Here is a 13,356-nt window from a genome sequence, read left to right on the forward strand (position 1 = left end):
CACGTAAGTTACACCACCGGCGTGCAGTACAGTCAGATCGCGACAGGCGGGACCAACCCGTCATTAACGTTACAGACGGTCGGATCATTCGGAGCCTGGACAGCCCAGGCTCTTCAGATAACACCCACAACATTCCGGCGTATCACGCACGGCGGTGGCGTGAATGAAACCGCGCTGGCGTCCCGTGTCATTTCAGACCTGGGCTATTTTTATGCCAACGGTTCGCCGGAGTCACTGGCTACCCCGGCAGGTGGCGGACAGGAGGGAACTATGGGGCTGGTGGCATTTTACAACAAAGCCTTCACGACAGAAGAGACGGTTGCGTTGCTGGATTCAGTCGCGGCAGTCATGGCCGCCCGTGGCGTTGTGATCCCGTAGAACAAAGCAAGCCCGGTTCGCCGGGCCTAAAATTAAGTCTTATTTTGTTTAAGTCGTTTTTGCAGCTCTTCATATTTTTCGTGCAAAGGTTCCGGGTAAAGCTCACGGTAAACAAGCCATAAGATGCTTAAGTCACGATGCCCGGTAACCTGCGCAACTTCCTCAATACCAAACCCTGCCTCAAAAAGCCGACTGGCTCCCTCTCTTCGTAGATCGCGATATTGCAAACCATCAATTCCCAAATCATTACGCACACGTTGAAAACCGGCAGTTACAGAACGGGAGTTATAAGGAAAAATTAGCTGACCTTTCCGGGGCTGTCTCTGCAAAATAGTCCACGCATCGCCAAGCAAGGCGACGATCATATGGTTACCGACTTTCTTTCTTGGGTCTTTACGATCCTGAACGAGGATAGCCCTGTTTTTCTCGTTCACATCCTCCCATCGCAGGCGGCACACCTCACCGATTCTCATGCAGCTGAGCACTGAAAAGTTAAGGATATCGACATAGGGGATTATGGCGGCGCGGTGCTCACTACGTGTTTTCAAAGCAGCCTCAAGCCGGTCCAGTTCGTCGCCTACCGCTCTTCTATTGCGCCTCCGAGACTTCCCTATCAAACCCATTTGAAGGAGCATAGGGCGGGCTTCGTGTGCCGGGTTCCTGGTAAACTCAATGCCGAAAATTGGTTTTGCAGTGCTCAGCACCGAGGCCAGATAACTGACATCATGACTAATGGTTGAAGGACCCGCACCGGCTGCATTACGCCCCCGGCAATGTTCAATGACATGTGTAGTATCCAGATCTGTCAGTTTGATCAGTGAAATATCACAATCCGCGAGAAGTTGAAGCACATAGCTTTTAGTGCGGCCAGCTTTGCCTCCCAAATTGGGATCGTCAATATATCGCCTGACCAGCTCGCCAACTGTCATAATGTTTACATCATTGAGATTCGGGACACCATTTGCTTCCAGCTCCGCAACTCTCTTTTTACCCCATGTGTCAGCCATGGATTGTTTGCTGAAAGTCCGACTTTCCCGGTGGACATGCTTCCCACCGGATTTAACGCCGACGATGCAACGGTAGCGAACAGTACCATCAGCTTTTGGGCGCTTTGTTGTGTTATAGTAAGCCATAATTTAAACAGTTCCGGCATTCCGGGACACCATGCATTAGGTGTCCTCTGTGGTGTCCTGAGAATGCAAAAATAGACGAAAATCAGACTAAATGCACGATAATATGACTAATTCCAAAACCCACAAAACCAGCGCCATAGCTGATGACGTTGGCGATCACTGGGTAGGTCGGTTTAGCGTGGCCCCCATGCTGGACTGGACCGATCGTCACTGCCGTTTTTTCCACCGACAACTGACCCGCCAGACGTTGCTGTACACAGAAATGGTCACCACCGGTGCCATCATTCATGGCAAAGGGGACTATCTGGCCTGGAGCCACGAAGAGCAGCCCGTCGCGCTGCAGCTGGGTGGCTTCGATCCTGCTGCGCTGGCTCAGTGTGCTGAGCAGGCACAAGCGCGGGGTTACAACGAGATCAACCTCAACGTCGGATGCCCTTCCGATCGCGTGCAGAACGGGCGCTTTGGAGCCTGTCTGATGGGTGAAGCGGCGCTGGTAGCGGAGGGCATTAAAGCGATGCGCAACCGGGTGTCAATTCCGGTGACGGTGAAAACCCGTATCGGCATTGACGATCAGGACAGCTACGAGTTCCTGTGTGACTTTATCCGTCAGGTTTCTGAGCAGGGCGGCTGTGAGATGTTTATCATCCATGCCCGTAAAGCCTGGCTGTCGGGCCTCAGCCCGAAAGAGAACCGCGAAATCCCGCCCCTGGATTACGAGCGTGTTTACCAGCTTAAGCGTGATTTCCCGCACCTGACCCTGTCGATTAACGGCGGCGTAAAGTCGCTGGAAGAAGCCAAAGTGCATCTGCAGCATGTGGATGGGGTGATGATGGGTCGTGAAGCCTACCAGAATCCAGGCCTGCTGGCGCAGGTTGATCGTGAACTGTTCGGCTGCGACCGCGAGCCGGTTGATCCGATCGCCGTCGTGCGTTCAATGTATCCGTATATCGAGCGCGAGCTGGCACAGGGAACCTACCTCGGCCATATTACCCGCCATATGCTGGGGCTGTTCCAGGGGATCCCGGGCGCACGTCAGTGGCGCCGTCATCTGAGCGAGAATGCGCACAAACCCGGTGCCAATATTGAAACGGTAGAGCAGGCGCTGGCGCTGGTGGCCGATAAGATCCCGGCTGCGGTTTAACGGCAAAGCCGTCGCCGAATGCCCTGAATCATCAACGCTAAGTTTAAAGCGCTTCTCCGAATGCCTATAAGCAGCAAGACCAATGTTTTCTGGGGGAGAGGTTATCCGGATAAGCGGACTGTTAAGCGCAGGGACGCGCGAATCAAGCCCTTATGGACGAGTTTATGGCGTGTCCGTGTTCCGGATAACCTCTCCAGCGGGCATACCAACCGTCAGCGACTTAACAGGGCCATCAACTTACCTGGCCACCCAACTGCCTTCTTGTCCCCGGTATCCTGGCAGGGTCTTAAGTCGTACCAGTCCTGTTCAACACCAATCCTTCGTTAATTCTTCACCACTTAATAATCAATTTCACCACGTTCGTTTTTACACTACTCACTGATTTTCTTAAAATTCAATCGGATAGATAAAATCCAATCCTGGCACGTATCTTGTAATACTCCTCCAGTCCCTTATCTGGAGCTCCCCTGATGGAAATCTTATTCGTCCTTGGCTTTTTTGTAATGCTACTACTGACCGGCATCTCCGTGCTCGGTATCATCGCGGCACTCGTTGTTGCAACTGTAGTGATGATGTTTGGTGGCCTGCTGGCAGTTGTGATCAAAATGTTGCCGTGGCTGCTACTGGCCGTGGTGGGCGTGTGGATATACCGCGCTTATAAAAAACCTCAGTCGAAAGCTGACCGTTGGTTATCCCGGTAATATCAACATGTTGGCGAATTTTCCGCGTGGCGGAATGCGGGCTGGATCACAACATGGCAGATTGTTCAGACGATTTTGCAATTAAACATATTTTTTACTTATGAATTCTGCCAGGATGGTTTCATTGAATTGAAACGAATTCATCGCCGCTGACCCTACAAACAGCGCGAACTATAAAAAAGAAAAAAGGGCTTCCTTCGGGAAGCCCAATTTATTTCAGGCGTCAGGGTATCAGCAAACTGGAACCCTGAGTCGCACGGCTCTCCAGCGTCTTATGCGCCCGCTGGACATCGGTCAAAGAAAACTTCTGCTGCTCCGGAACATCCACCTTAATGGCCCCACTCGCAATCAGTGAGAACAGCTCGTTGCTGGCGCTGGTCAGTGCTTCCCGCGTGGTAATGTATCCATTCAGTGAGGGACGGGTGACATACAGTGAGCCTTTCTGGTTCAGAATCCCCAGATTCACACCGCTGACCGGGCCAGATGAATTACCAAAACTGACCATCAGACCGCGACGTTGCAGACAGTTCAGCGAAGCTTCCCAGGTATCTTTGCCCACCGAATCGTAAACCACCCGCACCTTCTTACCGTCGGTCAGTTCTGCCACTCGCCGGGCAATATCCTCTTCACGGTAATTGATGGTCGCCCATGCCCCGGCTTCCTTCGCCCGTACCGCTTTCTCGGCTGAGCCTACGGTGCCGATCAGATGAGCGCCCAGCGCCTTCGCCCACTGGCAGGCAATCAGACCCACACCGCCCGCTGCGGCCTGGAACAGAAAGACTTCGTCCGGTTGCACCACGTAAGTCTGGCGCAGAAGATAATGCACGGTCAGCCCTTTCAGGAAAGATGCCGCCGCCTGCTCGTAAGAAATCCCGTCGGGCAGCAGCGCCAGCTTATCGACATTCACCGCATGAAACTCGCTATAGGCTCCCAGCGCGGACTGAGCGTAAACCACGCGGTCGCCAGGCTTCACAGCCGTTACGCCCTCGCCGACACTTTTCACCACGCCCGCCGCTTCGGTGCCTAAGCCCGCAGGCAACGAGGCCGGATACAGACCGCTGCGCACATAAGTATCGATATAGTTGATGCCGATTGCTTTATTCTCAACAATCACTTCGTCCGCTGCGGGCTCCGGGATATCAACGTCAATTACCTGCATCACTTCCGGGCCGCCATGCTGGCTGATTTGTATACGTTTTGCCATGGTCACTCCTGTTGATTCTGCGTCATTGAGGGAGGACGAAAGGCCACCGAACGGGTATACTTGCGCGCTTCCCCCTCAGATTTTTGGTATTGCATCACTATGGCAGGAAATAAACCCTCCAACAAATCCGCTGAAAAACGTGAGCCGCGCGACCGGCAAATGGAAGGGCTTAAATTGCCGCCCCATTCTCTGGAAGCGGAGCAATCCGTGTTGGGCGGGTTAATGCTGGATAACGAACGCTGGGACAACGTCTCGGAACGTGTGGTGGCGCAGGATTTCTTCAGCCGCCCTCACCGGATGATCTTCAGCGAAATGCAGCGCCTGCTGGAACTGGGCAAGCCCATTGATCTGATCACGCTCTCAGAATCGATGGAGACCAAGGGTGAACTGAGCATGGTGGGCGGCTTTGCCTATCTCGCTGAGTTATCAAAAAACACGCCAAGTGCGGCGAACATCGGCGCTTATGCGGATATCGTTCGCGAACGTGCGGTTGTGCGTGAAATGATCGCCGTGGCCAATGAGATCGCTGATGCGGGCTACGATCCACAGGGGCGTACCAGTGAAGATCTGCTCGATCTGGCAGAGTCCCGCGTTTTCCAGATCGCTGAAAATCGGGCCAACAAAGATGAAGGGCCGAAAAGCGTCGATCAGATCCTTGAAGCGACGATCTCCAGGATTGAATCTCTCTATCAGACCCCGCATGACGGCGTGACCGGGGTGGATACCGGCTATCAGGATCTCAACAAAAAGACCGCTGGTCTGCAGCGTTCGGATCTGATCATCGTAGCCGCTCGTCCTTCGATGGGTAAAACCACTTTTGCAATGAACCTCTGCGAAAATGCGGCGATGTTGCAGGATAAACCGGTGTTGATCTTCAGTCTGGAGATGCCCGGCGAACAGATTATGATGCGTATGCTGGCCTCGCTGTCCCGCGTGGATCAGACCCGTATCCGTACCGGCCAGTTGGATGATGAAGACTGGGCGCGTATCTCCAGCACCATGGGCATTCTGCTGGAGAAAAAGAACATGTTTATCGATGACTCCTCGGGCCTGACGCCGACGGAAGTCCGCTCCCGCGCACGCCGTATTTTCCGCGAACACGGTGGCCTGAGCCTGATCATGATCGATTACCTCCAGCTGATGCGCGTGCCTGCGCTGTCCGATAACCGTACGCTGGAAATTGCCGAAATTTCCCGTTCCCTGAAGGCGCTGGCGAAAGAGCTTCAGGTGCCGGTAGTGGCGCTGTCGCAGCTTAACCGCTCGCTGGAGCAGCGTGCCGATAAACGCCCGGTCAACTCGGATCTGCGTGAGTCCGGCTCTATTGAGCAGGATGCCGACCTGATTATGTTTATCTACCGTGATGAGGTTTATCACGAGAACAGCGATCTGAAGGGCATCGCCGAAATTATTCTGGGTAAGCAACGTAACGGACCCATCGGGACCGTGCGCCTGACCTTTAACGGCCAGTGGTCACGTTTTGATAACTACGCCGGGCCTGCCTTCGATGAAGAATAATTCTTCATGCACACTTTGTGCATCATCTCACTGGTTATCAGAAAATAGTGTTGGACAAGGGCACGAAAAATGCGGTTATCTGTCCGGGTAGCGTACCTGATAAGCCGCCCGGATCGATAATGACCCAGATTGATGATTACGACCTTAAGATACTGACTTTACTTGAAACAAATGGTCGACTGACCAATCAGGAACTGAGTGATTTGGTCGGGCTTTCCGCCTCCCAGTGCTCGCGACGGCGGATCAATCTGGAACAGGCAGGTTTGATTCTCGGCTACCATGCACGGCTCTCGCCCGACGCGGTTGGACTGGGGATGATTGGCCTGATCGAAGTCCGCCTGATTAATCATACTTCTGATTATGTCGACAGCTTTCACCGCATGGTGGCGGAAGAGTCCGGAATTGTTGACGCTTACAAAACCACGGGTGATGCCGATTATCTGCTGAAGGTGGCGGTTGCCGATCTGGCAGGCCTCAGCGCTCTAATCAGTCAACTGGTTGCGGGGCACCAGACCGTATCGCATGTGAAAACGTCCGTGGTGCTTACCCGACTGAAAGAGAATGGCGTGATGATGCCGATGTAAGTCGCGTTACTACTGCGGGTTGGCTCTTTGATCTATATTTCCTTTGGCGTTGCTTTCTTTGTGATTTACTAACCCATTTTACTGGCTGACTGCCCGCCGGATGAGTCGGCCCTTCACTCTGAAAACGTGACGCGCGGGTGTGACGGAGAGGTGCAGGCCTCGTTGTTTGTCGTATCGCTGCCGACGCTGGTGGCCTCAATCATCGGCGCGGTGCCCCTCAATCTCATTATCGCCATGGTTAACCGCACTGGACGCTATTATGACTGAATTCCTTTCAGGTGCGTTGCAGCAAAAAGGTATAATGAAATGAAGCGCCCCTGAAGGAGGCGACAGCCTGCCCCAACCAATTAATGGAGATCTGCACCGTGTTTCAAAACGTTGATGCCTATGCTGGCGATCCTATTCTCTCCCTGATGGAGACTTTCAAACAAGATGTGCGACCGCACAAGGTGAACCTGAGCATCGGGCTTTATTATGACGGACAGGGCCAGATTCCACAGCTACAGGCCGTGGCCGAGGCTGAAGCCCGTCTGAAGGCTGAGACACACAACGCAGCCGTTTATTTGCCGATGGACGGCCTGGCTTCTTACTGCAGCGTGATTGCTCCGTTGTTGTTCGGGCAGGAGCATCCTGCCTTGCAGGCGGGCCGCATTGCGACCATCCAGACCATTGGTGGCTCTGGCGCGTTGAAAGTGGGGGCTGATTTCCTGAAAACGTATTTTCCGAACTCTCAGGTCTGGGTCAGCGATCCCACCTGGGATAACCACGTAGCGATCTTTTCCGGTGCCGGCTTCCAGGTTAACACCTACCCATGGTACGACGAACAGAGTAACGGTGTTAAGTTCGGAGAACTGGTTGCGAAGCTTAAGACTCTGCCTGCGCAGAGCATTGTGCTGCTGCATCCGTGCTGCCATAATCCGACGGGCGCTGACCTGACTAACCACCAGTGGGATATTGTGACTGAAGTGCTGAAAGGCCGCGATCTGATCCCGTTCCTGGACATCGCCTATCAGGGCTTTGGAACGGGTATGAATGAGGATGCTTATGCTATCCGCGCTATTGCCGCAGCCGGTTTGTCCGCGCTGGTCAGTAACTCCTTCTCCAAAATTTTCTCCCTGTATGGCGAGCGTGTTGGCGGCCTGTCAGTGGTTTGTGATAATGCGGAAGAAGTGTCCCGTGTGCTGGGTCAGTTGAAAGCGACCGTGCGCCGCAACTACTCCAGCCCGCCGAACTTCGGTGCTCAGGTCGTTTCCTGCGTGCTTAACGATGCGCAGCTGAAAGCTAACTGGCTGGTGGAAGTGGAAGAGATGCGCCTGCGTATTCTTTCCATGCGTCAGGCGATGGTCGAAGTGTTGACCACGGCGATGCCAGGCAAAAACTTCGATTATCTGCTGAAACAACGCGGTATGTTCAGCTACACTGGCCTGAGCGCAAAGCAGGTCGAACGCCTGCGTAATGAGTTCAGCGTTTACCTGATTGCCAGCGGTCGGATGTGTGTGGCAGGTCTGAACAGCAAAAATGTTCATCAGGTCGCCGAGGCGTTTGCTGCCGTGATGTAAGTCAGGCTAATTTATTGCTTTGACGGCTCCTGCAGAGCCGTTTTTACTGGTGCGCCAGGCATGCTCAGCAACTCGGGGTGAAAGGATTCTGGCGCATTAACGGTAGAATTCAGAATAACAATAACTCTTACTCTGCCATTGTGCCTCAGGTCGTGCTGATCGTCTGGATAATTGCTGAGACTCCGGTACTGATCAGACCCAAGATACCGCTAGTGATATTGCTGGCAGCGGTCCCGAAATTAAGTTCAAATATACTCCCTATACCTGAACCTAAGGTAGCGGCTGAAGTGGATATACTGGTTGTCCCGATGATTGAATCAACAATAGATCCCAGCTCAGTACCGATGCTATTCCCCAGGGACGAAAATAAGGTACCACCAGAAACATTGTCTATTTCTTTACTGGATAATTCACGCATAAAATCTCCATTGAAATTTATTAAACAGACATGTGATTTTAAACCTGCGCTTTAATATATCTAATAAATAATATAAAAAGTCAAGCCATTTATTAATAAATAAACTGAATATTATTACCAGGCAGTAGCTGTAATTAAATGCCTATTTTTTCCAAAAGGAAAAAGATAGTAATAATTTCGCTAATGACTCTCATTGTTTGAATCTGGTGTATTATGCTCGCTTTTGAGGTTCCCTCATGGCGGGCATTAACATTCATTGTCCCCGCTGTCAGTCTGTTCATGTTTACCGTCATGATCATTCTCCCGAAGACGGCGGCATACTTAGCGAAGCGCCTGAAATGAAGTCGGTCTTCATCGGAAAGCATCAGGCTGAGTTTTGCGTAAAAGTCATGTGTCGTTTGCTGCGGGTTGCTCGCAGTGGTTGATATACCTGCTGTCTGCGCCTTCATCAGACGGATCTGCCTCAGGGCTACGGGCGAAAGCCATCCGAAAGTTCAGTCTGGTCAGCCACGGTGAGTATGGTCTGCCCGTATCGGAGAATCCACTGAAGCAGGATTTTAGTACCAGCGGCCCAAACCAGAATTGAGCGGTCGATATGACATTTCTGCGCACGGACGAAGGTTGGTAGTACATGGCGGTGGCCACAGCCCTGTGGTCGAGAGCCATTATTGGCTGGTTGAAGTCTTCACGCAGGACGCCACAGTACCCGTGATGGTTCCAGCAAGGATCAATTTGAAAACCAGAACCTCGCTTAGGGTCCTGCCCGCATTACGTGGGTAGGATCACAATACTTCACCATGGTGATTGGGAAATATATGCATATAGCATATACATTGTGCCAATGTAGAGGGCAACCCAAATGGTAACAAGGATGGTTCCTTTTTTATTCTTCATATCACAGCCCCTGGGAATACAAGATATATACCACGGAGAAACACTATATCCCACTATGGTAAATGATTGATTAAATGGATAGCTATCAAATCGTTCAACGACAGTCTGACGACAAGGCTATTAAATAACAGCAAGCTTAAACAGAAGAGAAATAAATAGTTTTCTTTTCTCTTCAATAAGGACAACGGAGTTTCGTTTCTTCTTTGTAGAAGGAAAATATTGGTGTTAACCATTTTTCAGGTTCATCGGTGTAAGATTGAATGGTACTGTTGCAAATAGAAGATGACGTCACGCTGAAAAGGACGACCAGGGGAAGGACTCAAAGGCTTAGTTTCCAGAATTCCCGGGGTTGTTAATAATGAAAAGCGGCCCGTTTCACAGCACGCCTGCTCCGCAGGGCCGTTCAATTCCTCAGGTAACTTGTTAGTTGTGCAGCCATAAAAAACCCCGGCAACTGATGACCGGGGCTGCCTTCCGCCATTCAACGGATTGGACTTGGGTTAACAACAGATAACGGAAGGTTACTTTTTTTTCTACAATATCATCTCTTACCTGTCAACCGGCAGCATTGCTCACACAGGCGACACATCATTCCCATAGAGCGGGTATGTGTAAGCGCCCCGTGCGCAGAGTAAAATGTCCCAATGAATTTTTTTGCTGCGTGTGGCGGTAGAATGCTACAACAGTTTGTATGCAGAAAAAAATACCTCTTTTCTCTTCAACAATGTAGTAAAATTTGGATTGCATAATGCACTCTCTTTCGGAATTATCTGCAAGAATATAATGCGCCAAACCACATCAAATGTAAGGGATTTGCTGTGCTGTGGGTGTCCGGCTTTATCCCCGATTATCATGTCTCCGCTGTCCGGCCCAAAATCGGTCATTAAATGCCTTATTCAGGGAGAAATAGCTATGTGCCATCAAGTTGAAAGCATATTGCCTGTTCAGACGCAGCTGGGAGAGTGCCCGCTGTGGTCAGTGCGTGAACAGGCGCTTTATTTTATCGATATTCTGGCTCCTGCTATTCACCGCTATGAGCCAGCCAGCGGCTTACATCGTGTGATGCCGGTGGATCAATTGGTGGGTTGCATAGGTTTACGCCCTGGTGGCGGGTTTGTTGCCGCTATGCGCAGCGGCATCTTTTACCTGAATGCTCAGGGCCATACTGAACGTCAGGTGGCCGGTACTCCTCAACAGGTTAAACATCGTCGCTTTAACGATGGTCGGGTAGATGCCTTCGGCCGCTTTTGGAGCGGCTCTATCTGGGAGCCGCGGGATCGTAATGGCGGTGTGTTGTATCGCCTGGACAACCAGTTAAATTTCACTGAGCAGGCAAGCGACGTGTTGGTATCTAACGGGCTGGCGTTTTCGCCCGATAATCGCTGGGTATATCATGCCGATACCGCCCACCGCGTACTCTACCGTTACCCGATGGATCCCCTTACCGGCGATATCGGTCAGCGCCAAATCCTGACCCGTTTTCCCGCAGGTGAGGGGGGCAGTCCTGATGGCGCGGCGGTGGACAGCGAAGGGTTCTACTGGTGCGCCATGGTGGATGGTGGTCGTATTGTCAGAATCGATCCTGATAAGGGAGACATCGTGCAGGAAATAGCGGTGCCGGTGCGCGGACCGACCATGGTAGCCTTTGGCGGGCTGGACCTGAAAACCCTCTATATTACCAGCTTGCGAGCCTTTCGCACTGAACAAGAGCTGGCGCAATTTCCCCTTTCCGGCAATTTGTTTTCCGTCCACATGGATGTTGCCGGCTTGCCGGAGCCGGAATTTATCGAGTGTCCGCTGCCGCTGTTTGACAGGTTATGCTAAAACTAGCTAAGCTTATCCAATATTTTCTCTTGCTAAAGCATGGCCTGATTTGTAGTTTATCCTTCGCTGGGAAGCGCCTTTTGCAAAAAAAATCAGTCCGAGTTTATTCCAGTCTGAAAATGACCATAATTAAAATGCGGACTGTGTGGAAATTAATTTCTTCCGTCAACAATAAAATATTCACTTCGGTTTTAGGTCAAAGGTATTTTTGTTATTTTTTTTCTTAAGCCAATTTTTTTGCTGTTGACATAACCCAGCATTATTACAGGAGAGCTCCGTATTATGAGCAACAATCCACTGGGAACCTCTACGTCCATCAATATGAAATTATTACCAATAGAGGTTTCTCCGGGGCGCCGCAGTAGCCGCAGTAAATTATTTCTCTCCATTCGCCACGTTAACCGACTTCTTATTCCGCTTATGGTCATTGTGATCTGGCAGTTGAGCTCCTCGGTGGTTAGCGAGCATGGTTTTCAGCTGCCTTCTCCCACTGAAGTGCTAAAGGGCTTTGTGGAACTCTGGCAGAGCGGTGATATTCAAAGTGCTATTCCAGCCTCGCTGGCACGTGCCGGGACGGGATTAGTCTTTGGGCTGGGGATCGGACTGGTTCTGGGTATCGCCAACGGACTGTTCAGAATTGCTGAAGAAATGCTTGACTCCTCAATGCAGATCATTCGCGTCGTTCCATTTATTGCTGTCATCCCTCTATTTGTTGTTTGGTTCGGCATCGGTGAGGAAATGAAAATTATTTTGATCGCACTGGCCTGTTCATTCCCGGTTTATATCAATACTTATTCCGCCGTTAAGTTAGTGGATAAGAAATTGATAGAAGTGGGAGAGACATTCGGCATGAACAGGATGAATATCATATTGCAAATTATTATTCCTTCTGCATTTCCGACAATTCTGATTGGTGTGCGCTATGCCATGAGTACCTCGCTTCTGGCACTGGTGGTGGCTGAACAGGTCAATAGTAAAAACGGCGTAGGCCATATAATTTATTTAGCCTCTAACGCCTTGCGTATCGACCTTATTATGGCTGGAATTATTATTTATGCCGTGTTGGGTATCATTGTCGATATTACTATGCGCCTGGTAGAGTTTTATGCCATGCCCTGGCTGAACCGGAGTCCATTATGAGCCTTGCAGACCTGACTGAAAACCGGCCTGTCGCAGATGCTAAAGAATTTATCCCCCGGCAAGGCCAGGTTTCTGCTGCCACCCGGCAGAAAGCATCGGTTAATGTGGTCTCGCTCAGCAAGGTCAGCAAGATCTTCGGTGAACGTTTGGTACTGAACAACATCGATTTTCAGCTTAAAAAAGGCGAATTTGTGGCGTTGCTGGGCGCATCGGGTTCAGGAAAGACCACGCTGTTACGTATCCTCAGTTCACTGGAGAGCGCCACCGATGGCGTGATGCATGTCGCTCAAAATCGCTCGGTCGTTTTTCAGGAGCCGCGGTTGTTTCCCTTCAGACGGGTGGGAAGCAATGTGCTGTTCGGCCTGTCAAAAGCGCAACGAGAGGAGGCTGATGTCAACGCAGCACTGGCCGAAGTGGGGCTGACCAGGCATATCGATGCCTGGCCGAAAAGCCTTTCCGGTGGTGAAGCGCAGCGGGTGGCGCTGGCCCGGGCACTGATCCGAGCACCTGACCTGATGTTGTTGGATGAGCCCTTTGCGGCCCTCGATGCGCTCACGCGTATCAAGATGCAGAACCTGGTGCTGCGCCTGTGGCAACGCCACTCACCTGGCGTGCTCTTTATCACCCATGACGTTGAGGAGGCTATCGTGCTGGCGGACCGTGTACTGGTACTGAAGGACGGCCTGCTGTCAGTAGACATTAGCTTATCCAGCCTACGGCCGCGCGATCGCACCTCAGCCGAATTTAAAGACATTCGTAAAGCGCTGCTCAGTCATTTAGGTGTGTCGGAAAACTAAGCCTTGTCCTGACGAGCCTGGTGATCGGCCGCAGCGGCAGAGCGTTAATTTTTTCTTAATAATGAGTA

General features: G+C 51.4%; 12 protein-coding genes and 1 pseudogene. 10 read left to right on the top strand and 3 right to left on the bottom strand.

Going from position 1 to position 13,356, the window contains the following annotated elements; genetic code table 11:
- Positions 1-378, top strand: a 378-nt coding sequence (locus AC3Y5R_RS17955) for a hypothetical protein (protein WP_489922443.1), incomplete at its 5' end; no start/stop codon positions are given.
- Between the two features lie 32 nt (positions 379-410).
- On the opposite strand, the gene AC3Y5R_RS17960 is transcribed toward AC3Y5R_RS17955, so the two are convergent.
- A complete protein-coding gene (locus AC3Y5R_RS17960; RefSeq protein WP_489922444.1) occupies positions 411-1,511 on the bottom strand; it encodes a site-specific integrase in 1,101 nt (366 codons plus the stop codon).
- A gap of 91 nt (positions 1,512-1,602) precedes the next feature.
- Between AC3Y5R_RS17960 and dusA the strand changes: the two genes are divergently transcribed.
- Together dusA and pspG are read left to right on the top strand one after the other, a co-directional pair.
- Complete coding sequence (gene dusA, locus AC3Y5R_RS17965; RefSeq protein WP_489922445.1) at positions 1,603-2,652, top strand: tRNA dihydrouridine(20/20a) synthase DusA; 1,050 nt, start codon at positions 1,603-1,605, stop codon at positions 2,650-2,652.
- A gap of 470 nt (positions 2,653-3,122) precedes the next feature.
- On the top strand, positions 3,123-3,353 hold the full coding sequence (gene pspG / locus AC3Y5R_RS17970; RefSeq protein ID WP_489922446.1) for an envelope stress response protein PspG: 231 nt from the start codon (positions 3,123-3,125) through the stop codon (positions 3,351-3,353).
- Positions 3,354-3,576: 223 nt separating this feature from the next.
- Here the strand turns inward: pspG and AC3Y5R_RS17975 are convergent, their stop codons facing one another.
- Positions 3,577-4,557, bottom strand: coding sequence for a quinone oxidoreductase (locus AC3Y5R_RS17975; RefSeq protein ID WP_489922447.1), 981 nt, complete (start codon positions 4,555-4,557; stop codon positions 3,577-3,579).
- Between the two features lie 99 nt (positions 4,558-4,656).
- Here AC3Y5R_RS17975 and dnaB point away from each other — a divergent pair, with 99 nt between their 5' ends.
- From dnaB to AC3Y5R_RS17990, 3 genes are all read left to right on the top strand, one after another.
- A complete protein-coding gene (gene dnaB / locus AC3Y5R_RS17980; RefSeq protein ID WP_158781677.1) occupies positions 4,657-6,072 on the top strand; it encodes a replicative DNA helicase in 1,416 nt (471 codons plus the stop codon).
- 119 nt (positions 6,073-6,191) lie between these two features.
- On the top strand, positions 6,192-6,656 hold the full coding sequence (locus tag AC3Y5R_RS17985) for an Lrp/AsnC family transcriptional regulator (RefSeq protein ID WP_489922448.1): 465 nt from the start codon (positions 6,192-6,194) through the stop codon (positions 6,654-6,656).
- A gap of 365 nt (positions 6,657-7,021) precedes the next feature.
- The gene (locus tag AC3Y5R_RS17990; RefSeq protein ID WP_489922449.1) at positions 7,022-8,215 is read left to right on the top strand and encodes an amino acid aminotransferase; all 1,194 of its coding nucleotides are present in this window, start codon (positions 7,022-7,024) and stop codon (positions 8,213-8,215) included.
- 145 nt (positions 8,216-8,360) lie between these two features.
- Here the strand turns inward: AC3Y5R_RS17990 and AC3Y5R_RS17995 are convergent, their stop codons facing one another.
- Positions 8,361-8,633: a hypothetical protein gene (locus AC3Y5R_RS17995; RefSeq protein ID WP_489922450.1), complete on the bottom strand. Its 273-nt coding sequence runs from the start codon at positions 8,631-8,633 to the stop codon at positions 8,361-8,363.
- A gap of 317 nt (positions 8,634-8,950) precedes the next feature.
- Here AC3Y5R_RS17995 and AC3Y5R_RS18000 point away from each other — a divergent pair.
- From AC3Y5R_RS18000 to AC3Y5R_RS18015, 4 genes and pseudogenes are all read left to right on the top strand, one after another.
- A pseudogene (locus AC3Y5R_RS18000) lies at positions 8,951-9,336 on the top strand (IS3 family transposase); the annotation flags it as partial.
- Between the two features lie 1,103 nt (positions 9,337-10,439).
- Positions 10,440-11,351, top strand: coding sequence for an SMP-30/gluconolactonase/LRE family protein (locus AC3Y5R_RS18005; RefSeq protein ID WP_489922451.1), 912 nt, complete (start codon positions 10,440-10,442; stop codon positions 11,349-11,351).
- Between the two features lie 282 nt (positions 11,352-11,633).
- Positions 11,634-12,491 (top strand): ABC transporter permease, encoded by an 858-nt coding sequence (locus AC3Y5R_RS18010; protein WP_489922452.1) that lies wholly within the window; start codon positions 11,634-11,636, stop codon positions 12,489-12,491.
- Positions 12,488-13,288, top strand: a complete 801-nt coding sequence (locus tag AC3Y5R_RS18015; RefSeq protein WP_489922453.1) for an ABC transporter ATP-binding protein — start codon at positions 12,488-12,490, stop codon at positions 13,286-13,288. Before AC3Y5R_RS18010 ends, AC3Y5R_RS18015 begins: the two co-directional genes overlap by 4 nt.
- Positions 13,289-13,356: the final 68 nt, after the last annotated feature.

The organism is Erwinia sp. 009765445 (assembly GCF_058137865.1).

Coding starts and splice junctions, on each gene's coding strand:
- AC3Y5R_RS17960 (WP_489922444.1), bottom strand. CDS start 1,511: ATGGCTTACTATAACACAACAAAGCGCCCAAAAGCTGATGGTACTGTT.
- dusA (WP_489922445.1), top strand. CDS start 1,603: ATGCACGATAATATGACTAATTCCAAAACCCACAAAACCAGCGCCATA.
- pspG (WP_489922446.1), top strand. CDS start 3,123: ATGGAAATCTTATTCGTCCTTGGCTTTTTTGTAATGCTACTACTGACC.
- AC3Y5R_RS17975 (WP_489922447.1), bottom strand. CDS start 4,557: ATGGCAAAACGTATACAAATCAGCCAGCATGGCGGCCCGGAAGTGATG.
- dnaB (WP_158781677.1), top strand. CDS start 4,657: ATGGCAGGAAATAAACCCTCCAACAAATCCGCTGAAAAACGTGAGCCG.
- AC3Y5R_RS17985 (WP_489922448.1), top strand. CDS start 6,192: ATGACCCAGATTGATGATTACGACCTTAAGATACTGACTTTACTTGAA.
- AC3Y5R_RS17995 (WP_489922450.1), bottom strand. CDS start 8,633: ATGCGTGAATTATCCAGTAAAGAAATAGACAATGTTTCTGGTGGTACC.
- AC3Y5R_RS18005 (WP_489922451.1), top strand. CDS start 10,440: ATGTGCCATCAAGTTGAAAGCATATTGCCTGTTCAGACGCAGCTGGGA.
- AC3Y5R_RS18010 (WP_489922452.1), top strand. CDS start 11,634: ATGAGCAACAATCCACTGGGAACCTCTACGTCCATCAATATGAAATTA.
- AC3Y5R_RS18015 (WP_489922453.1), top strand. CDS start 12,488: ATGAGCCTTGCAGACCTGACTGAAAACCGGCCTGTCGCAGATGCTAAA.